The organism is Aquabacterium sp., assembly GCF_014378415.1.
Lineage (GTDB): Bacteria > Pseudomonadota > Gammaproteobacteria > Burkholderiales > Burkholderiaceae_C > Aquabacterium.
Map to the genome: position 1 here is coordinate 26,560 of NZ_JACMNS010000150.1, position 20,812 is coordinate 47,371.

Annotated in this window: 19 protein-coding genes; 11 read left to right on the forward strand and 8 right to left on the reverse strand. The window is 62.4% G+C overall.

Going from position 1 to position 20,812, the window contains the following annotated elements:
- The first annotated feature begins 10 nt into the window (after positions 1-10).
- Positions 11-1,405, forward strand: a complete 1,395-nt coding sequence (rlmD, locus tag H7225_RS13565) for a 23S rRNA (uracil(1939)-C(5))-methyltransferase RlmD (RefSeq protein ID WP_290662675.1) — start codon at positions 11-13, stop codon at positions 1,403-1,405.
- 13 nt (positions 1,406-1,418) lie between these two features.
- Here the strand turns inward: rlmD and H7225_RS13570 are convergent, their stop codons facing one another.
- The 5 genes from H7225_RS13570 to H7225_RS13590 form a co-directional block, all read right to left on the reverse strand.
- Positions 1,419-2,693: a diguanylate cyclase gene (locus H7225_RS13570; RefSeq protein WP_290662677.1), complete on the reverse strand. Its 1,275-nt coding sequence runs from the start codon at positions 2,691-2,693 to the stop codon at positions 1,419-1,421.
- 141 nt (positions 2,694-2,834) lie between these two features.
- Positions 2,835-3,464 (reverse strand): glutathione transferase, encoded by a 630-nt coding sequence (yfcF, locus tag H7225_RS13575; RefSeq protein ID WP_290662679.1) that lies wholly within the window; start codon positions 3,462-3,464, stop codon positions 2,835-2,837.
- Between the two features lie 124 nt (positions 3,465-3,588).
- On the reverse strand, positions 3,589-5,355 hold the full coding sequence (locus H7225_RS13580; protein WP_290662681.1) for a PhoH family protein: 1,767 nt from the start codon (positions 5,353-5,355) through the stop codon (positions 3,589-3,591).
- Positions 5,356-5,596: 241 nt separating this feature from the next.
- Complete coding sequence (locus tag H7225_RS13585) at positions 5,597-6,076, reverse strand: peroxiredoxin (RefSeq protein ID WP_290662683.1); 480 nt, start codon at positions 6,074-6,076, stop codon at positions 5,597-5,599.
- A gap of 121 nt (positions 6,077-6,197) precedes the next feature.
- Entirely contained in the window at positions 6,198-6,572 is a 375-nt protein-coding gene (locus tag H7225_RS13590) for an Mth938-like domain-containing protein (RefSeq protein WP_290662685.1), read from the reverse strand.
- A gap of 95 nt (positions 6,573-6,667) precedes the next feature.
- On the opposite strand from H7225_RS13590, the gene H7225_RS13595 reads away from it, so the two are divergent.
- The 10 genes from H7225_RS13595 (at position 6,668) to H7225_RS13640 (ending at position 18,195) form a co-directional block, all read left to right on the forward strand.
- The gene (locus H7225_RS13595; RefSeq protein WP_290662687.1) at positions 6,668-7,891 is read left to right on the forward strand and encodes a pyridoxal phosphate-dependent aminotransferase; all 1,224 of its coding nucleotides are present in this window, start codon (positions 6,668-6,670) and stop codon (positions 7,889-7,891) included.
- Between the two features lie 54 nt (positions 7,892-7,945).
- Positions 7,946-9,283: a homoserine dehydrogenase gene (locus H7225_RS13600; protein WP_290662689.1), complete on the forward strand. Its 1,338-nt coding sequence runs from the start codon at positions 7,946-7,948 to the stop codon at positions 9,281-9,283.
- A complete protein-coding gene (gene thrC, locus H7225_RS13605) occupies positions 9,280-10,701 on the forward strand; it encodes a threonine synthase (protein WP_290662691.1) in 1,422 nt (473 codons plus the stop codon). Before H7225_RS13600 ends, thrC begins: the two co-directional genes overlap by 4 nt.
- A 9-nt stretch (positions 10,702-10,710) precedes the next feature.
- Entirely contained in the window at positions 10,711-11,976 is a 1,266-nt protein-coding gene (gene glp / locus H7225_RS13610; protein ID WP_290662693.1) for a gephyrin-like molybdotransferase Glp, read from the forward strand.
- A gap of 22 nt (positions 11,977-11,998) precedes the next feature.
- Positions 11,999-12,265 carry a MoaD/ThiS family protein gene (locus H7225_RS13615; RefSeq protein WP_290662695.1) on the forward strand — a complete coding sequence of 89 codons (267 nt, stop codon included), beginning with the start codon at positions 11,999-12,001 and terminating at the stop codon, positions 12,263-12,265.
- Between the two features lie 5 nt (positions 12,266-12,270).
- Positions 12,271-12,756, forward strand: coding sequence for a molybdenum cofactor biosynthesis protein MoaE (locus H7225_RS13620; RefSeq protein WP_290662718.1), 486 nt, complete (start codon positions 12,271-12,273; stop codon positions 12,754-12,756).
- Positions 12,753-13,133: a CrcB family protein gene (locus H7225_RS13625; RefSeq protein WP_290662697.1), complete on the forward strand. Its 381-nt coding sequence runs from the start codon at positions 12,753-12,755 to the stop codon at positions 13,131-13,133. Before H7225_RS13620 ends, H7225_RS13625 begins: the two co-directional genes overlap by 4 nt.
- A gap of 111 nt (positions 13,134-13,244) precedes the next feature.
- A complete protein-coding gene (locus H7225_RS13630) occupies positions 13,245-14,417 on the forward strand; it encodes a GGDEF domain-containing protein (protein WP_290662699.1) in 1,173 nt (390 codons plus the stop codon).
- 104 nt (positions 14,418-14,521) lie between these two features.
- Entirely contained in the window at positions 14,522-17,116 is a 2,595-nt protein-coding gene (gene clpB, locus H7225_RS13635) for an ATP-dependent chaperone ClpB (protein WP_290662701.1), read from the forward strand.
- 116 nt (positions 17,117-17,232) lie between these two features.
- Positions 17,233-18,195 carry a hypothetical protein gene (locus tag H7225_RS13640; RefSeq protein ID WP_290662703.1) on the forward strand — a complete coding sequence of 321 codons (963 nt, stop codon included), beginning with the start codon at positions 17,233-17,235 and terminating at the stop codon, positions 18,193-18,195.
- A gap of 60 nt (positions 18,196-18,255) precedes the next feature.
- On the opposite strand, the gene H7225_RS13645 is transcribed toward H7225_RS13640, so the two are convergent.
- From H7225_RS13645 to H7225_RS13655, 3 genes are all read right to left on the reverse strand, one after another.
- Positions 18,256-18,417 (reverse strand): hypothetical protein, encoded by a 162-nt coding sequence (locus H7225_RS13645; protein WP_290662705.1) that lies wholly within the window; start codon positions 18,415-18,417, stop codon positions 18,256-18,258.
- A 49-nt stretch (positions 18,418-18,466) separates the two neighbouring features.
- Entirely contained in the window at positions 18,467-19,993 is a 1,527-nt protein-coding gene (locus tag H7225_RS13650; RefSeq protein WP_290662707.1) for a fumarate hydratase, read from the reverse strand.
- A 141-nt stretch (positions 19,994-20,134) separates the two neighbouring features.
- The gene (locus tag H7225_RS13655) at positions 20,135-20,725 is read right to left on the reverse strand and encodes a TIGR00645 family protein (RefSeq protein ID WP_290662708.1); all 591 of its coding nucleotides are present in this window, start codon (positions 20,723-20,725) and stop codon (positions 20,135-20,137) included.
- Positions 20,726-20,812 lie beyond the last annotated feature (87 nt).

Genomic DNA, 20,812 nt, shown 5'->3' on the forward strand with positions numbered 1-20,812 from the left:
TCGTTCGTTGATGTCTGAAGCACAAGTTCCCCTTCGCCCTTCGGATGAATGGCTGAAGGTCGAGTCCCTGGATTTGGAAGCCCAGGGCGTGGCCCACCGTGCCGATGGCAAGGTGGTGTTCATTGAAGGTGCATTGCCAGGCGAAGAAGTTCGCGCGAATGTGTTTCGCCGCAAGAACAACTGGGAGCAGGCCACGATGACCGAGATGCGCCGCGAAAGTTCGCAGCGCGTGGTCCCCCAATGCCCCCACTTTGAAACGTGCGGCGGTTGCAAGATGCAGCACTTCCACCCGGCGGCGCAGGTGGCCGTCAAGCAGCGCGTGCTGGAGGACAACCTCTGGCACCTGGGCAAAGTCAAATCCGAGACCTTGCTGCGGCCCATTGAAGGGCCGGCCTGGGGCTACCGCTACCGCGCCCGCCTGTCGGTGCGCCATGTGGCTAAGAAGGGCTTGGTGCTGGTGGGTTTCCGCGAGCGCAAATCGCACCATTTGGCCGACATCCAATCCTGCGAGATCCTGCCGCCACATGTGTCCCGCCTGTTGCTGCCTTTGCGCGAGCTGATCGGTGCGATGGATCACTGCGACCGTGTGCCCCAGATCGAGGTGGCCGTGGGCACGCACGTCACAGCCTTGGTGCTGCGCCACCTGGCGGCGCTGAGCGCCAGAGAGATCAAGCTGCTGCGCGATTTCGCGGCCAGGCAAAGCGCCCACAGTGAAGGGCGCTTTCCGATCGTCTGGTGGCTGCAATCGAAGGGCCCCGAGACCGTCAAACCGCTGGACGACACCCAGCCTGGTCTGGACTACACCTTGCCTGAATTCGGCATCACCATGCCATTCAAGCCCACTGATTTCACCCAGGTCAACCATGCCATCAACCAGGTGCTGGTGGGCCGGGCCTTGCGGCTGTTGCAAGTGCAGCCTGACGAGCGCGTGATCGACTGGTTCTGCGGGCTGGGCAACTTCACCTTGCCCTTGGCCACGCAGGCGCGTGAGGTGTTGGGCATTGAGGGCAGCGAGGAGTTGGTTGCCCGCTCACGCGACAACGCGCAGCTCAATGGCCAGGCCGATCGCACCAGTTTTGTCGCCCGCAACCTGTTCGAATTGACACCGACCGAACTGGCCAGCCATGGTCACGCCGACAAGTGGCTGGTCGATCCGCCGCGCGAGGGCGCATTCGCCCTGGCCAAGGCGGTGGCTGATTTGAACCAGGACCCGAGTCTGGCGCCCGATTGGGTCGCGCCCAAGCGCATCGTGTACGTCAGCTGCAATCCGGCAACCCTGGCGCGCGATGCCGCCTTGCTGGTGCACCAGGGCGGCTACCGCTTGGTGGCGGCGGGGGCGGTCAACATGTTCCCGCACACCGCGCACGTCGAAAGCATGGCCGTCTTTGAAAAGGACGAGGCCTGACCGACCAGCCTCATCAGGCCAGGTAGTCGCCATCGCAGAAGGTGTGGCGCTCGGTGCGGTTGCGGCCAGTGGCCTTGGCCTGGTACAGAGCCTGGTCGGCGCGTTCGATGGTGGCCACGATCGATTCATCCACCTGGTAAGTGGTCATGCCCGCCGAGAAGGTCACGCGCAGTTCCGGCAGATTGGAGCTCACCACCGTGTTGCTCAGCATCAGCCGGATGCGCTCGATCACCACGGTGGCGTCTTCGCAGTCGGTTTCGGTGAACAGCACCAGAAACTCTTCCCCACCCCAACGTGCCACCACGTCGGTTTCGCGAAGGCCAGCTGCAATCACGTTGGACAGGGACCGCAGCACCTCGTCGCCGGTGCCGTGGCCCCATTCGTCATTGATCTTCTTGAAGTGGTCCACATCGATCAGGCCCAGGCAAAATCGGCCCTGGCTGCGGTCGGTGCGCTGCCCTTCGGCATTCAGCACGCTGACCATGTGACGCCGGTTGAACAGGCCGGTCAATTCATCCCGAATGGCCAGCTCCTTGATCTGTGCCAGCGCGGCGGTCAAGTCTGACTTGCGCTGGGTCAGGCGGGCTCGCAGGCGGGCCATCTCGTTGACCAGCAGGCACACGCTCACCAGCATGATCACCAGCACGCCGCCGTACACCATCTGCAACTGCACGGTGATTGGCGCGGCTGATTCACGCATCGCGGTCATCAGAAACACGGTGGCAAACACGATCCCGGCCAGCACGCTGGATCGGATCAGTTGGCGGGACGTGGCCGTGAACATGCCGAACATCAGGATGATGAACAGCAGCATCAAGGCCACCGGCGCTCCCGGGCCGCCGATCAGGTAGCCCCAGCCCAGAAAGCCGATGGCCGCGGCCATCTGGGCTTCCGACATGGAAGGATTGGCCAGCTTGCGGTTCCAGCCGGTGCGCAGCAGGCCGTAAAACGTGCCCATGATCAACACGGCGGCCCAGGTCAGTTGTCGGCACCCGTCTGGGTCGATCACGCCGACGCTCGCCCCATAGTTCAAGGCCACCAAACCGGTGGTGCAATTAACCACGCCCACCATGTAGCGAAGCCCGATCTTCTTTTGCTTGATGTCCCTGGTGAACAGGACATCGCTCAGCCAGCCCAGGCTCAACCAGCGGTGCAACCAAAGGGTGTTGCAGCGGATCATGGCGGTCACGCAGACCACGACGGCGGTGATCAGCACGGCCCACGCAATCAGGTAGTGGGCTTGGGCGCCGAGCAGATCGGAGGGGGTGAATTCAGGCAGGTATTTCAAGGCAATGTCTGGTTCAACACGGCCTCGGCTTGTCCGAGGCCCCGTGTTTTCCATTTTGAAATACACGGCCACCGTTTCTGTCAGGGTTGCACCTGCGAAATGAGCACTAGTGCAGGGTCTGTGCCCCTTGTTCGCGGGGAGTCAGCCCTGCTGCCGGATCCAGGCCTGCACCGAGGGGCGTTGCCATTGCCGCGCCACGTAGGTTTTCAAACTGGGCGGCACGGGGTCTTGGTTGAGCACCAGCCGGTTCAGCATCAGGGCCAGCTCGGTGTCCGCGATGGACCAGGCGCCGAACAGATTGTCGCCCGCGTCATTGATCAGGGATGAGGCCACGGTGATCAGTTGCTGAGCAGCGGCTTGTCCCGAAGGCGACAAGGGCAGGGCGCTGGGTTGTTGGAAGATGACGGTGGTGGGCCGGTCTTCGCGAAGCGGCATCAGATCGCTGCGCAGCCAGGCCTGCAGCTGACGCGCCCTGGCCCGGTCGCGCAGGGACGCGGGCAGCACGGCGAGGTGGTGGGGCGCAGGAAAAGCATCGTCCAGGTACTCGATGATGGCCGATGACTCGGACACCGAAAAATCGCCATGAGCCAGCGTTGGCACGCGGCCAGTGAGCGACAAGTGCTGGTAACCGCTGGTGTGGTGCGCGTTGTTGACCAGGTCGATTTTCTCGATGGCGAAGGGGATCTTTTTTTCAGTCAGCGCCACGAAGGCGAACATGGCGTAGGGACTGAAGAAACGGCTGTCAACGTACAGCGTGAGATTCGAGCTCATGAGGCCTCCCGATGTGGATTCGGGAAAGCATACGCCCAAGTTTTCAAGCCTGCAAAGCAAAAGGCCGGACGTTGCCGCCCGGCCTTTTCTCAGTTTCAAGTCAACAAGTCAAGAAGTCAAGAGATCAAAGCACCTCGGAGGCGAAGTCCGCCAGGCGCGAGCGTTCGCCACGTGCCAGGGTGACGTGGCCGCTGTGAGGCCAGCCCTTGAACTTGTCCACCGCGTAGGTCAGCCCCGAACTGCCTTCGGTCAGGTAGGGCGTGTCGATCTGCGCCAGGTTGCCCAGGCAGATGATCTTGGTGCCCGGCCCGGCCCGCGTGATCAAGGTCTTCATCTGCTTGGGCGTCAGGTTCTGCGCCTCGTCGATGATGACGATCTTGTTCAGGAAGGTGCGACCGCGCATGAAGTTCATGCTTTTGATCTTGATCTTGCTGCGCACCAAGTCGTTGGCGGCGGCGCGGCCCCACTCGCCAGCGTTGTTGTCGCCCCCCTTGGCCAGCACTTCCAGGTTGTCGTCCAGCGCGCCCATCCAGGGCGACATCTTTTCTTCTTCCGTGCCGGGCAAAAAGCCGATGTCTTCGCCCACCGGCACCGTCACGCGGGTGACGATGATTTCGGTGTAGCGGCGGTCGTCCAGCACCTGGCTGAGGGCGGCGGCCAGGGTCATCAAGGTCTTGCCGGTTCCGGCCGAGCCCGTCAGCGTCACGAAGTCGCATTCGGGGTCCATCAGCAGGTTCAGCGCGAAATTTTGCTCGCGGTTGCGCGCTGCCACGCCCCACACCGATTGCTTCTGATGGCTGAAGTCGCGCACGGTTTTGATGACGGCGGTCTTGCCGGTGATCTCGGTGACCTTGCCGTACCAGGGCGACGCGCCGGGCGTCTCCAGGTAAACGAACTGGTTGATCAGCAGCACCGGCACCATCGGGCCGCTGATGCGGTAGAAGGTGATGCCGCTTTGCTGCCAGCTTTCCATGCCTTTGGCGTGGCGCTCCCAGAAATCGGCGGGCAAGGGCAGCACGCCGGTGTACAGCAGGTCGCCGTCTTCCAGCGTCTTGTCGTTGAAGTAATCCTCGGCCGGCAGGCCCAGGGCGCGAGCCTTGATGCGCATGTTGATGTCTTTGGACACCAGTGCCACGTCGCGATCAGGTTGTTGCGTGCGCAGGGCTTGCACCACGCCCAGGATCTGGTTGTCGGCCTTGCCTTGGGGCAGGCCAATGGGCAGTTGCGCGTCCAGACTCATGGTCTGGAAGTACAGCTTGCCGCGCGCATCCTTGTGACCAGTCTTGGACAGCTCGATGCCCACCGACGGATCGGACTGGCCGCGTCCCATGTCGGCCGCCAGTGCGTCCAGGTCGCGGCTGACCTGGCGGGCGTTGCGCGCCACTTCGGTCATGCCCTTTTTGTGGCCATCCAGCTCTTCGAGCGTGATCATGGGCAGGTAGACATCGTGTTCGTCGAAGCGGAACAGAGACATCGGGTCGTGCAGCAGCACGTTGGTGTCCAGCACGAACAACTTGGCGGGGCCGGCAGCGCCCTTGCGGCGGCGCGAGCCACCCAGCGTCGGGTTGGCTGCGGTGGCCGGGGTGCTGCGCATCGGGAAGGACGGGCTGCCGTCGCTGATCTTCTCGGCCACCACGGGGGCGGGCGTGCGCCGTTTGGGCGCTGTCGGCGCGGTGCGCGCGGGCGGCGTCAGGTCGGTGACGGTTTGCTTGAAAGCCGGCGTGTTCAAAGGCTCTTTGCCGACCAATTCCAGCACCGGCGCGCGGGCTGGTTTGGCGGGGGTGGTGCGAGTGCTGCTGCGGGCACTGGTTTTGGCAGGTTTGGGCTGCGACGAATAGTCGTCAGCGTTCAGCATGTCAGCTCGTTTGGCGGGCGGCTTGGGCAGGGGCATGGTGTTTCCGTTCCTTGGGTGGGCACAAACAAAAAGGCCGCACAGAACACTGGGCGGCCTCACGCTGATCTTGCAGGCAAGCCAAGCTTGCCATTCGGGGTTCACAAAGGGGGCTGAGTCGGTACAAGCTCAGAATCATGAGTTGATTATGCACACTCCGTGTCCGACACATGGTGGTGTCGGAGGCGTGCAACATGCCTCTTTGTCACGCTTTGTGAACGGGCCTGTATCAACAGCCCGATCAGGCCGCTTCTTTGTTCAAGTCCTTGACGGCCTTGAGCACGGCATCGACGTGGTCGGCAACCTTGATGCCGCGCCATTCTTCGCGAAGAATGCCGCTGGCATCGATCAGGAAGGTGCTGCGCTCGATGCCCTTGACCTTCTTGCCGTACATGATCTTGTTCTTGACCACACCGAACATGTGGCAAAGCTTTTCTTCAGTGTCGGCAATGAGGTCGTAGGGCAGTTCAAGGTTTTCCTTGAACTTGTCGTGCGACAGGAGGTTGTCCCGGGAGACACCGAACACGATGGCGCCAGCCTTGATGAATTCCTTGTGCTTGTCGCGGAATTGCATGGCTTCGGTGGTGCAACCGGGCGTGTGGTCCTTGGGGTAGAAGTACAGCACCACGGTTTGGCCCACGAAGGCCTGGGGGCTGAATTTGACTCCACCCGTGGCGACAGCTTCGAATTCTGGCAAAAGTTTGTTGATGGCGGGTGTCATGTTCTACTATTGATCAGCCTGCGTGAATAACCCGAGATTATAAAGTGCTTCTGGGCCGCCCCCCAAGGCTCGGAAGGATCTCCCCCAAATTAGGGGCCCAATGCGCTTTTCAAGGGCGTTTTCAGGCCTGAAATAGCAGCGCGGCGACCACGCGACGCCCCTCACCCACCAAAATGTTGTATGTGCGGCACGCCGCCGGGGTGTCCATGGTCTCCACGCCAATGCGCTTTTGCATCAGCGCTTTCATCAGGGCGGGCGGGGCGAATTTCAGGGTGGAGCCGCTGCCCAGCACCACCAATTCCGGGTCCATCAGCAAGATTTGCTCGAAATGAGCCTCGCTCAGGTCAGCGATGCTGGCCACGGGCCACGGCACCGGCGCCCCGCTGGGGGGCACAAGCACGCTGCCAAGGTGCTCCTGGCCATTGATCGACACCGACTGGTGGGTGTAGGCATTGATGACATTGACGCCTTCAGGGCGGTCTGCTTGGAGTTTCATGGGGGCCCAAAGTGAGGGGGGTGTGGTTAAATTCTATTTCTTTGTCCTTTGCTGCCGCGCATTCCCTGCGTAATTCCGTCTCCGGAGACCCTGTTTTGAAGCCGATCACCAAGTCCAGCAAGCTCGCCAGCGTCTGTTATGACATCCGTGGGCCGGTCCTGGAAAAGGCCCGGCAGATGGAAGAAGACGGCCACAAGATCATCAAGCTGAACATCGGCAACCTGGCCGTGTTCGGGCTGGAGCCGCCCGACGAGATCGTGCAGGACATGATCCGCAACCTGCCCAACGCGGCGGGCTACACCGATTCCAAGGGCCTGTTCGCACCGCGCAAGGCCATCGTTCATTACTGCCAGGAAAAGAACATCTCTGGCGTGGCGGTGGACGACGTCTACCTGGGCAACGGCGCCTCCGAGCTGATCGTGATGGCCTTCAACGCGCTGTTGAACGATGGCGACGAGGTGCTGATTCCCGCGCCCGACTACCCGCTGTACACGGCGGCCGTGGCGCTGTCCAGTGGCAAGCCCGTGCACTACCTGTGCGACGAGGCCAAAGAGTGGTATCCCGACCTGGCCGACATTCGCGCCAAGATCACGTCGCGCACAAAAGCCATCGTCGTCATCAACCCCAACAACCCGACGGGCGCGCTCTACCCGGACGACATCCTGCAGGGCATCGTCGACATCGCCCGCGAGCACGAGTTGATGGTGTTCGCCGACGAGATCTACGACAAGACGCTGTTCGACGGCCACACGCACACCAGCATTGCTTCGCTGGCCGACGACGTGTTCTTCTTGACCTTCAATGGCCTGAGCAAGAACTACCGCTCTTGCGGCTACCGCGCTGGCTGGATGGTGGTGTCGGGCGAGAAAAAACACGCGGGCGACTACATCGAGGGCCTGAACATGCTGGCCTCGATGCGCCTGTGCGCCAACACGCCAGGCCAGCTGGCGATCCAGACCGCGTTGGGTGGCCACCAGAGCATCAAGGAGTTGGTGGCGCCCAGCGGACGTTTGTGCCGCCAGCGCGACCTGGCCTACGAGTTGCTGTCGAAGATCCCGGGCGTGAGCGTGGTCAAACCCAAAGCGGCGCTGTACATGTTTGTGCGCCTGGACGCCAAGATTTACCCCATCACCGATGACCAGCAGTTTGCCTACGAATTGCTGGCCGAAGAAAAAGTGTTGATCGTGCAGGGCACCGGCTTCAACTGGGAACATCCGGACCATTTCCGCTTGGTGTTTTTGCCCAACAGCGATGACCTGGCCGAAGCCATTGGGCGCATTGCGCGCTTCCTTGAGAATTACCGCAAGCGCCATGCTTGAACAGGCGCCTGACCTGCGCCTGACCTGACAACGACCAAGACCTTTAAAGATTCCATGAGCTCCACTTCGCAAAAACCCGTTCAAGTTGGCCTGCTTGGCATCGGCACCGTTGGCGGGGGCACCTTCGCTGTGCTGCGCCGCAACCAGGCGGAAATCCGCCGCCGTGCCGGGCGTGGCATTGAGATTTCGATGGTGGCCGACCTGAACATCGAGCGTGCCCGTGAGGTCGCCGGCGAGGGCGTGACCGTGGTCAGCGACGCCCGCCAGATCATTGCCAACCCCGACATCGATGTGGTGGTTGAGTTGATCGGCGGCTATGGCATTGCCAAGGCCTTGGTGCTGGAAGCGATTGCCGCTGGCAAGCACGTGGTCACGGCCAACAAGGCCTTGCTGGCTGTGCATGGCACCGAGATTTTTGCGGCCGCACGCGCCAAGTGTGTGATCGTGGCGTTTGAAGCGGCCGTGGCCGGGGGCATCCCGATCATCAAGTCGCTGCGCGAAGGCCTGACCGCCAACCAGATCCAGTGGGTGGCGGGCATCATCAATGGCACCACCAATTTTATCCTGTCCGAGATGCGCGACAAGGGCCTGGACTTTGATGTGGTGCTGAAAGAAGCGCAACGCCTGGGCTATGCCGAGGCCGACCCGACCTTCGACATCGAAGGCGTGGATGCTGCGCACAAGATCACTTTGATGAGCGCCATCGCCTTTGGCGTGCCGGTGCAGTTTGACAAGGCCCACATTGAGGGCATCACCAAGCTGTCGGCGACCGACATCAAGTATGCCGAGCAGATGGGCTACCGCATCAAGCTGCTGGGCATCGCGCGCCGACAGGCCAATGGCATCGAGCTGCGCGTGCACCCCACGCTGGTGCCGATGCGCAGCCTGATCGCCAACGTGGAGGGCGCCATGAACGCTGTGATGGTGCAGGGCGATGCTGTGGGCACCACGCTGTATTACGGCAAGGGTGCTGGCGCCGAGCCGACCGCATCGGCCGTGGTGGCCGACCTGGTCGACATCGCCCGCCTGCTGGATGCGGCGCCTGAGGCCCGAGTGCCTTCGCTGGCTTTCCAGCCTGATGAGCTGTCGGCCATGCCTATTTTGCCGATCGAAGAAGTGGTCACAGCTTTCTACCTGCGCTTGCGCGTGGCGGACCAGACTGGTGTGCTGGCCAAGATCACCGGCATCCTGGCCGACCAGCAAGTCTCGATCGACGCGGTCATTCAGCGCGAGGCCGACGAGGTCAGCGGCGAGGGCGGCAACCAGACCGACCTGATCATCTTGACGCATGACACGGTCGAGGGGCGCATGAATCAAGCCCTGGCGCAAGTGCAAGCCCTGCCCACCGTGCTGGCTCCCATCGTGCGCCTGCGCAAGGAAGAGCTGGCATGAAGTACATCAGCACCCGTGGCGACCAGACGCAGCGCGGCTTCTCCGAGATCCTGCTTGAAGGCCTGGCGCCCGATGGTGGCCTCTACCTGCCCACGTCTTATCCCCAAATCGACGATGCCACGCTTTCTAAATGGCGAGGCCTGAGCTACGCCGAGCTGGCGTTTGAGATCCTGTCGCTGTACATCGACGACATCCCCTTGAGCGACTTGAAGGCCATCGCCGCCAAGACCTACACCAAAGCGGTGTACGGCTTCGAGGCGATCGTGCCTTTGAAGAAGCTGGAAGACGGCGTCTACCTGCAAGCCCTGTCCAACGGCCCCACGCTGGCCTTCAAGGACATGGCCATGCAATTGCTGGGCAACTTGTTCGAGTACGAACTGACGCGCCGTGGCGAGCAGCTCAACATCCTGGGCGCCACCTCGGGCGACACCGGCAGCGCGGCTGAATACGCCATGCGCGGCAAGCACGGTGTGCGCGTGTTCATGCTGTCGCCGCATGGCCGCATGAGTTCTTTCCAGCAGGCGCAGATGTTCAGCCTGCAAGACCCCAACATCCACAACCTGGCGGTTGAAGGTGTGTTCGATGATTGTCAGGACATCGTCAAGGCCGTGTCCAACGACCTGGAGTTCAAGCGCAAGTACAAGATCGGCACGGTCAACTCGATCAACTGGGCGCGCTTGCTGGCCCAGGTGGTGTACTACTTTGCCGGGTACTTTCAAGCCACCAAGACCAACGCCGAGAAGGTCAGCTTCACGGTGCCTTCGGGCAACTTTGGCAACATCTGCGCGGGGCACGTGGCCCGCATGATGGGCCTGCCGGTGCACGAGTTGGTGGCCGCCACCAATGAGAACGACGTGCTCGACGAGTTTTTCCGCACCGGCACCTACCGCGTGCGCAAGGGCGCTGAAACGTATGAAACGTCCAGCCCATCGATGGACATCTCCAAGGCGTCCAACTTCGAGCGCTTTGTGTTCGACCTGTTGGGGCGCGATGGCGCGCGCGTCAAGGCTTTGTTCAAGGACGAGGTCGAGGTGAAAGGCTCCTTCCAGGTCAGCGCCGACGAGTTCAAGAGCGCGGCCCAGTATGGCTTTGCCTCGGGCAAGAGCACGCACGCCGACCGCCTCAAGACCATCAAAGACACTTTCGATCGCTTTGACGTGATGGTGGACACCCACACGGCCGACGGCCTGAAAGTGGCGCGCGAGCACCTCACGCCCGGCGTGCCCATGCTGGTGCTGGAAACCGCCTTGCCCGTCAAGTTCGCCGAGGCCATTTTTGAAGCCACGGGCCGCCATCCCGAGCGCCCGCACTGGATCGCCGGGCTCGATGGCCTGGAAGACCGCCCCAAGCGCTTCACCGTGATGCCGGCCGATGTGGGCATGGTCAAGGACTACGTCATCCGCCATTGCCAGGACTGAGGTCGCGCCATGGCCAGCCACGTGCCCAACAAAGCCCTGATGCCGCTGGACGATGCGCTGCAGGGGTTGGGTGAAGCCCTGCACGCGCATGAGGAGCTGGCCGCCGAGGTGATCGACAGCTTCGAGGCCCTGGGCCGGGTGCTGGCCGATGACCTGGTGTCCCCCGTGGACGTGCCGCCGCTGGACAACAGTGCGATGGACGGCTATGCCGTTCGCTGCGCGGACGTGCCCACCGATGGCGTGGCTTTGCCGCAGTCGCAGCGCGTGGCGGCGGGGCAGTTGGGGGTTGAACTGGCGCCGGGCACCTGTGCCCGCATTTTCACGGGGGCACCGGTGCCTCAGGGCGCTGATGCGGTGGTCATGCAAGAGCAATGCGAAGCAGGCCCTGATGCCGTTCGCTTCCTGACGGCGCCCACGCTGGGGCAGAACATCCGCCGTCGAGGCGAAGACATCGCCCAGGGTGCGACGGTGCTGTCGCGCGGTTTGCGGCTGTCGCCTGCGGCTTTGGGCGTGGCGGCATCGGTCGGGGCGGCCAGCTTGACGGTGTTCAAGCAACCCCGCGTGGCGGTGCTCACCACAGGCAACGAACTGGTCATGCCGGGCCAAGCTTTGCCGGCGGGCGCCATTTACAACTCCAATCGCCACATGCTGCGCGGCCTGATCCAGGCGACGGGTGCGCGCAGCAGCGACTTGGGGCTGATCCCCGACGATCTGGCCACCACGCGCACCAAGCTGCGCCAGGCCGCGCAAGACCACGACCTGATACTGACCAGCGGCGGCGTGTCGGTGGGCGAGGAAGATCACCTCAAGGCCGCTGTGCACGCCGAGGGCGAGTTGCACTTCTGGCAACTGGCCATCAAGCCCGGCAAGCCCTTCGTGTTCGGCCGCATTCGCCGGGCGGATGGTTCGCACGCGCTCTACATGGGCCTGCCAGGCAACCCGGCGGCCAGTTTTGTCACTTTTTTGCTCCTGGTGCGGCCCGTGCTGGGCCTGCTCGCGGGCGAGCCCTGGTGTTGGCCCGCGCCCACTTCGCTGCGTGCTGATTTCGATTGGCCCATCGCCGACAAGCGCCGCGAGTTCGTGCGCGTGCGGCGCAACGAGTCGGGTGGTGTCAACCTCTATCCGCACCAGGGATCGGGCGTGCTGACCTCGGCTGTGTGGGCCGATGGCCTGGTCGATTTGGCGCCTGGGCAAACTGTTCAGCGCGGCGACGTGGTGTCTTTCGTGGCCTTGTCAGACTGGCTGGCCCCGCCTGCAACACAATGCCAAGGCTGAGGCCAGGCATGAGGCTGCCGCGATGAAAATCACCGTGCGCTATTTCGCCCAGGTCAGAGAGCTGCTGGGCCCGGGTGAAGACCTGCATTGGCTGGCCGACGCTACCGATGTGCCTGCAACCGTGGGTGAACTAAGGCAATGGCTGATCGGTCGCTCGCCCCAACATGCCCAGGCGCTGGACGCCAGCTTGCCACTGCGCGCGGCCTGCAATCAGTTGATGTGCTCGGCCCAGGAGCCTTTGCCGGGCGGCGCGGAAATCGCGTTCTTCCCACCCGTGACGGGGGGCTGATGACCATGGCCGCGGCGCGCGTGTCAATACAGGCGGGCGATTTCGACTTGTCGAGCGAAGTGGCCCTGCTGCGCAGCCAGGACGGCCAGATTGGCGCGGTGGTGAGCTTCGTGGGCACCGTGCGTGAATGGCTGTTGTCGGCCGATGGCGCCGCTGCCGATCCGCAGGCCTGCCTGGAGTTGGAGCACTACCCCGGCATGACCGAATCCGCCATCGACGCCATGATCGATGAAGCCCAGCGCCGGTTTGACCTGCGCGGCGTGCGCGTCATTCACCGGGTGGGGCGCTTGGCCGTGGGCGAGCAGATCGTGCTGGTGTTGACGGCCTCCAGCCACCGGGGCCAGGCTTTCGCCGCGTGCGAATTCCTGATGGACTGGCTCAAGACCCAGGCGCCCTTCTGGAAAAAGGAAATCTCCGCCACAGGTTCGCGCTGGGTTGAGGCCAAGGTCAGCGACGACGAAGCGCTGGCGCGCTGGGGAGCCCTGCCATGAGCCAATGGATGTTAGGTGCCGCCGTGGCCACGGGCGCCGTGTTGGGTGCCTTGCTGCGTTGGGGCGCCGGTTTGTGGCTCAATTCGGGGTGGGCGGGCTTTCCGATCGGGACGCTGGCGGTCAACGCCGTCGGCGGCTTGCTGGCGGGCATGGCCTTAGTCGCCTTTGGCCGTTACCCCAATGAGCCCCTGCGCTTGTTGCTGGTGACGGGTTTTCTCGGTGGTTTGACAACGTTCTCGACTTTTTCCGCAGAATCGCTGTCGTTGCTGGAAAAAGGGCGCTTTGACCTGGCGGCATTCCACACCACCGCCCACGTGCTGGGCGCCCTGGCCTGTGCCGCCGTGGGTGCGCGCGCCATGCGCTGGTACCTCGCTTAACGGTCGGTCAACGCCCCGGCTGGTATTTCCCCTTCTTTTCACCATTTGGCATTGAAGGGCAGCGCCCAAACTGCCGATAAGGTCTGATCTGACTGCTTTCGAGCTGGGCGAATGTTCTCTGTAGATATCTTCAGTTGCTATGCGGTGGCGGGTGTCGGTTCCCTGGTGGGGCTGGGCCTGATCTCGCTCATTCAGACCGAGCAGCCGCGCGTGTCCTACGCGCTGTTCTTGTACCGCTGCGCCTTCATCTGCCTGGCTGCTTTGGGGGGAGTCATCTTCGCCCCGCCAGATTTGATCCCTTGGGTGACCAAGGCCGCCATCGGTTTTGCGGGCATGGGCGTGACCTTGCTGGCCTGGGCCTTCAGGCAACTGAACGGACGCCGCACGCCACCCTGGCTGGGCACATTCATCACCGTGGCCGTGGGCGCGGGCCTGTGGGGCTTTGCCTTTGGCAGCGATGAAGTCTATGTGCGGGCGGTTGGCATTGGCTTCACCGTGGTGAGCCTGGGCATGGCGCTTGACCAGGGCTGGCTGATTTTGCGCAGCGCGCGTGTCAATGCCAGCGAGTTGACCTTGTTGCTTGTGGCCGGCGGCTTTGCCCTGCACTGGGTCTTCTTCCTGGCCAATGTGCTGACCGTGCCGGGGCCTTATCCACCGCATTGGCTGCACAGCCCCCAATGGTTGTTGCCGATCAGCGGCATCAGTTTTGCGCTGCTGCCCCTGGCGGTCGCTTCGGTCGTGTTCGCCATCATCAACGACCGCTTGAACCAGCAACTGCGCGCGCGCGCCTTGTCTGACGAGTTGACGGGCGCCTTGTCGCGCCGGGGCTTGCGCGAATTGGGCGAACGCATGCTGGCGATGCAGGAGCACCAACCCAGCCTGGTGGCGGTGCTCATGCTGGACGTTGACTTCTTTAAAGCGGTGAACGACCGATATGGTCACTTGATCGGCGACGATGTGCTAAAGCACATCACCCACGTGGTGCGCGAACGCCTGCGCGAAGACGCCTTGCTGGCCCGCTATGGCGGTGAAGAGTTCACCATCTTGCTGCCCGTGCACACCATGCAGGAGGCCCATGGCGTGGCCGAGCGCCTGCGCCATGCCATCGAATCGACCCCTTGCGAAACCAAGGTGGGACCGATCCGGGTCACCATCAGCATCGGGGTGAGCTTTCACTGCCCCAACAGCTCGCTGGAAGAAGACCTGTCGCGCGCCGATGTGCGCCTGTTCGAGGCCAAGCAAAACGGCCGCAATCGCGTGGTTTTTGGCGACAACGATTGTTGATCTGCATCAAGGTTGAGATGGCGTTCAGACCTTGAAATGGGGTCAGGGCGCCCCATCTGCGTGAGCAATCGGCCTATCCATGACGGGCCCCAAAGGATTGCCCCATGCGACTTGACAAGCTCACCACCAAATTCCAAGAAGCGCTGACCGACGCCCAGAGCCTGGCCGTCACCCGTGAGAACCCCTACATCGAACCGGCGCACTTGCTGCTGGCCATGATCCGGCAGGACGACGGCCCCCGGGCCTTGCTGGAGCGCGCCAGCGTCAACGTCCCGGGCCTGCTCACGGCCCTTGAAAAGCAAATTGCCAAGTTGCCACAAGTGCAGGGTGGCGAGCAGGTGCAAGCCGGCCGCGACACGGTCAGCCTGTTGCAGGGCGCAGAAAAAGAAGCCCACAAGCGCGGCGACCCCTACATCGCCAGCGAGATGTTTTTGCTGGCCCTGGCCGAGCACAAAGGCGACACGGCCTCGGTGGCGCGCGACTTTGGCCTGAACCGCAAGACGCTGGACGCGGCCGTGCAGGCCGTGCGTGGCGACCAGAAGGTCGACAACCCCGAAGCCGAAGGCCAGCGTGAATCGCTGAAGAAGTACACGCTGGACCTGACCGAACGCGCCCGCCAAGGCAAGCTCGATCCGGTGATTGGCCGCGATGAAGAAATCCGCCGAACCATCCAGGTGCTGCAACGCCGCTCCAAGAACAACCCCGTGCTGATTGGCGAGCCTGGCGTGGGCAAGACCGCCATCGTCGAGGGGCTGGCGCAGCGCATCGTGGCGGGCGAAGTGCCCGACTCGCTCAAGAACAAGCGCGTGCTGGTGCTGGACATGGCCTTGTTGCTGGCCGGCGCCAAGTACCGGGGCGACTTCGAGGAACGCCTCAAGGGCGTGCTGAAAGAAGTGGCCAAGGACGAAGGCCAAACCATCATCTTCATTGATGAGCTGCACACCATGGTGGGCGCGGGCAAGGCCGAAGGCGCCATGGACGCGGGCAACATGCTCAAGCCCGCCCTGGCACGCGGCGAGCTGCATTGCATCGGTGCGACCACGCTGAACGAATACCGCAAGTACATCGAGAAAGATGCCGCGCTGGAGCGCCGCTTCCAGAAGATCCTCGTGGGCGAGCCCACCGTGGAGGCGACCATCGCCATCCTGCGCGGCCTGCAAGAGAAGTACGAAGTGCACCATGGCGTGGAGATCACCGATCCGGCCATCGTGGCCGCGGCCGAGCTGTCCAACCGTTACATCACCGACCGCTTCCTGCCCGACAAAGCGATCGACTTGATCGACGAGGCGGCGGCCAAGATCAAGATCGAGATCGATTCCAAGCCTGAGGCGCTGGACCGGCTGGACCGCCGCGTCATCCAGCTCAAGATCGAACGCGAAGCCGTGCGCCGCGAGAAGGACGAGGCGTCGGTGCGCCGCATGGGCCTGATCGAAGAAGAGATCGTCAAGCTGGAGCGCGAAGTCGCGGACATGGAAGAGATCTGGCAGGCCGAGAAGGCCCAGGCCCAGGGCTCTGCGCACGTCAAGGAAGAGATCGACCGCATCCGCTTTCAGATCGAGGAGTTCAAGCGCAAGGGCGATTTCAACAAAGTGGCCGAGCTGCAATACGGCAAGCTGCCCGAACTTGAAAAACGCTTGAAGGAAGCACAGGACAAGGAAACCGCCAAGGGCAAGGATGGCACGCGCCCAACCTTGCTGCGCACGCAGGTTGGGGCCGAAGAGATCGCCGAAGTGGTGGCGCGCGCCACGGGCATCCCCGTGTCCAAGCTGATGCAGGGCGAGCGCGACAAGCTGCTCGCCATGGAAGACAAGCTGCATGACCGCGTGGTGGGCCAGCAAGAGGCCATCGTGGCGGTGAGTGACGCCATCCGCCGCTCGCGGGCAGGCTTGTCCGACCCGAACCGTCCCTATGGCTCCTTCTTGTTCCTGGGCCCCACCGGCGTGGGCAAGACCGAGCTGTGCAAAGCGCTGGCCGGCTTCCTGTTCGACAGCGAGGACCATCTGATCCGCATCGACATGAGCGAGTTCATGGAGAAGCATTCGGTGAGCCGCCTGATCGGCGCGCCTCCGGGCTACGTGGGCTACGAAGAAGGCGGCACGCTGACCGAAGCTGTGCGCCGCAAGCCCTACAGCGTGGTGCTGCTGGACGAGGTCGAGAAGGCCCACCCGGACGTGTTCAATGTGCTGTTGCAGGTGCTGGACGATGGCCGCCTGACCGATGGCCAGGGCCGCACGGTGGACTTCAAGAACACGGTGATCGTGATGACGTCGAATCTCGGCTCGCACCAGATCATGCAGATGGTCGGCGAGCCGTCAGAGGACATCAAGGCGGCCGTGTGGGTCGAGGTCAAGCAGCACTTTCGCCCGGAGTTCTTGAACCGCATCGATGAGGTGGTGGTGTTCCACGCGCTGGACCGCGCCAACATCGCGTCCATCGCGCGCATCCAGCTCAAGGGGCTGGAATCGCGGCTGGCCAAGATGGACATGAAGCTGGACGTGTCGGAGGCGGCGCTGGCCGAGCTGGCCAAGGTGGGCTTCGATCCGGCCTTTGGTGCAAGGCCTTTGAAGCGGGCGATTCAGCAGCAGATCGAGAACCCGGTGGCCAAGCTGATCCTGCAGGGCAAGTTCGGTCCCAAGGACGTGATCCCGGTGGATGTGACCGACGAAGGCGGGTTTCAGTTCGGGCGCGTGGTGCATTGATTTAGTTGAGCACCCCCTTAATCAAGGGGGTGTCGCGACCTGAAAACATTGTAAAAATACATTGCTGAGCTTCAGCGCAGATGTTTGTCTTTTTTGCATTCCTTCAGGGAGATTTCATGAACCGTCTTTCAATGACGGCAGTCGCTTGCGCGCTTGCCTTGTCCGCTACCACGTCTTTCGCGGCGTCCTCGGCGTCAGCCTCCATCCAGAACTTGCAGTTCCAGATTTTTGACCTGATGCCCGCTGATGGCGTGGCGAACTACTACAAGACGACCAACCTCGGCATCAACCTGTCCGTTTCAGCTTCCGATGGCAGCACCGGCAGCACTGAAAGCCATTCGTACAGCCGAAGCACTGGCTTGTTCACGTTCAGCAAGAACACCAGCGCGGATGTTGATGTGAGCCAAGCCCAGGCTTCCCTGTTGGCGAGCGGCATGACTGTGTCCGGCTCTGCCAATGGCGCTCAAACCTCGTTCAGCGGCTCCCTTCAGAGCAACAGCAACAACAGCTGGCCTTACTACTACAACGGCACGCTAACGTTGTCGGCCCACTCCGTGTTGATCGTGACCGCCGATGCTTTGGTTCAGGCCGCCGCCTCCAACGGACAGGCTTGCGGCAACTACTACTACTGCGGCTCCACGGAGCAAGCCAGTGCTTCCGCTTTCATGAACCTGTCCTACAGCGTGGCAGGACAGGCGGGTTCCACCTCGGGCTCTTCAACCAACAACTTGAGTCTCAGCGCCGCGGCCCGCGGTGAATACACCTACCAAAGCTACCGGGGTTACGACTGGAGTCAGCCGGATTGGTACAACCACCCCATCTACGAAAACATCACCGTGCCGAAGTCGGATCAGACGCTTGAGCAGAGCGGCAAGTTCTATGCGGTGTTCACCAACATTTCGGACACCGAACAGCTGGCCAATTTTAACCTGGGTGTTTCCGTCAATGGCAGTGCGTCGACTGGCTTGCTTCGGGCCGCCGTTTTGCCCTCTGCTGTTCCGGAAGCAAACGGCCTGGCATTGGCCGCTGTCGGCTTGATGACCGCTGGTTTGATGATGCGTCGGCGCCGCCAAGGCTGACCTGACCATCCTGCGTCATCTGAAAGCCACCTTCGGGTGGCTTTTTTTTTGCGAGCGCCTTCAACTCGAATCGACTCGCACCGGCCAGCGCCAGGTTTGACCAATGGCCAGCGCCTCGTCCGTCAATTGAAAGGTGCCCCAGTGCACCGCCATCGCCCGTTTGCACCCCAGGTCCTTGAAGATCTGCACCGACTCGGCCGGGTTGACGTGCGGGTTCTTCATGGGGCCACGAACGCTTGCCGGGGCGGTGATCAGCGTGAGGGCTGCCGCATCAGGCCACGTTGACGGGGATGTTGGCGATCTTGGCCTGCCATGCCTTGGGGCCGGTGATGTGGACGCTGGTGCCGCCCGAATCCACCGCCACCGTCACCGGCATGTCGGTCACGTCGAACTCGTAGATGGCTTCCATGCCCAGGTCGGCAAAGCCCACGACTTGGGCGGTCTTGATGGCCTTGGACACCAAGTAGGCGGCGCCGCCCACGGCCATCAGGTAGGCCGATTTGTGGTTCTTGATCGATTCGATGGCGACGGGGCCACGCTCGGCCTTGCCGATCATCGCGATCAGGCCGGTCTGGGACAGCATCATGTCGGTGAAGCCGTCCATGCGCGTGGCCGTGGTCGGGCCGGCGGGGCCAACCGCTTCATCGCGCACCGGATCAACCGGACCCACGTAATAGATGACGCGGTTGGTGAAATCAACCGGCAGCGACTCGCCCTTGGCCAGCATGTCCTGGATGCGCTTGTGCGCCGCGTCGCGACCGGTCAGCATCTTGCCGTTCAGCAGCAAGGTGTCACCCGGCTTCCAGGAGGCCACTTCGGCCTTGGTCAGCGTGTTCAGGTCAACGCGCTTGCTCTTGTTGTAGTCGGGCGCCCAGTGCACGTTGGGCCACAGGTCGAGGCTGGGCGGCGTCAGGTAAGACGGGCCGCTGCCATCCAGCACAAAGTGCGCGTGGCGGGTGGCTGCGCAGTTGGGGATCATGGCCACGGGCTTGGAGGCCGCGTGCGTGGGGTAGGTCTTGATCTTGACGTCGAGCACGGTGGTCAGGCCACCCAGGCCTTGCGCGCCAATGCCCAGGGCGTTGACCTTTTCATACAGCTCGATGCGCATCTCTTCCAGCTTGTCCTTGGGGCCGCGCTCCAGCAGGTCGTGCATGTCGATGTCGTCCATCAACGATTCTTTGGCCAGCAACACGGCTTTCTCGGCCGTGCCGCCCACGCCCAAACCCAGCATGCCCGGGGGGCACCAGCCCGCGCCCATGGTCGGCACCGTCTTGAGTACCCAGTCGACGATGTTGTCGCCCGGGTTCATCATGATCATTTTGCTTTTGTTCTCGGAGCCACCACCCTTGGCAGCCACGGTCACGTCCACCATGTTGCCCGGCACCACCTCCATGAAGATCACGGCGGGGGTGTTGTCCTTGGTGTTCTTGCGAGCGAAGATCGGGTCGTCCAGCACCGAGGCGCGCAGCACGTTGTCGGGGTTCAGGTAGCCCTTGCGCACGCCCGCATTGATCGCGTCGGCGATGCTGCCTTTGCCGAAGCCTTCCCACTTCACGTCCATCCCGATCTTCAGAAAGACGTTGATGATGCCGGTGTCCTGGCAGATGGGGCGCTTGCCCTCGGCGCACATGCGGCTGTTGGTCAGGATCTGCGCGATCGCGTCCTTCGCGGCGACGCTTTGTTCGCGCTCGTAGGCGCGGGCCAAGTGGGCAATGTAGTCGGCCGGGTGGTAGTAGCTGATGTACTGCAGGGCGGCGGCGACGCTTTCAACGAGATCGTCGTGGTGAATGGTGGTCATGATGGGGCCGATTCTTGGCAGACAGGGAATCCCACGATTTTACCGTTTGATCCGTGCTGCCGCCGGGCAAACTCAGCTGCCTGCGGCATTCTCACGAGCCAATCAAGAACTGTTCTCAATCGCTGTCAATGGCGAGCCATCTCAGTGATTGTCCGGCTTGCTCAGCAAGCGATCCGTGGCGGCAATGGCCAACGCCGACAACAAAAACACGATGTGAATCACCGTCTGGGATATCAGCGCCTTTTCTGAATAGTTCTCAGCGTTGATGAAGGTTTTGAGCAGGTGGATCGATGAAATTCCGATGATCGCCGTGGCCAATTTCACCTTCAGCACCGACGCATTCACATGGCTCAGCCATTCAGGCTGGTCGGGGTGGTTTTCAAGGTTCATGCGTGACACGAAAGTCTCGTATCCGCCAATGATCACCATGATCAGCAGATTGGAGATCATCACCACGTCGATCAGGCCCAGCACCACCAGCATGATGGTGGTCTCCGTCAGGTGCGTGGGCACGGCAACGGCCTGCTGGCCGGTGGCGGCAAAAATGATCTGCAGGGCTTCCTGATTGCCAAAAGCGGCCTGCACCAGGTGCACCAGCTCCACCCAGAAGTGCACCACGTACACGCCTTGCGCCAGGATCAGGCCCAAGTAAAGCGGCAGCTGCAGCCAGCGGCTGGCAAATATCCAGTTGGGCAAATGGCGCATTTTGTTCTTGTTGGGCGACTGACTCATGAAGGCCTTAAGGGATAGTCCAAAGCCCTAAATTCTAGAGGTACGCGCGTGGTTTTGTTCTGGTAAGGTCTCAAAGTATGCATGTGG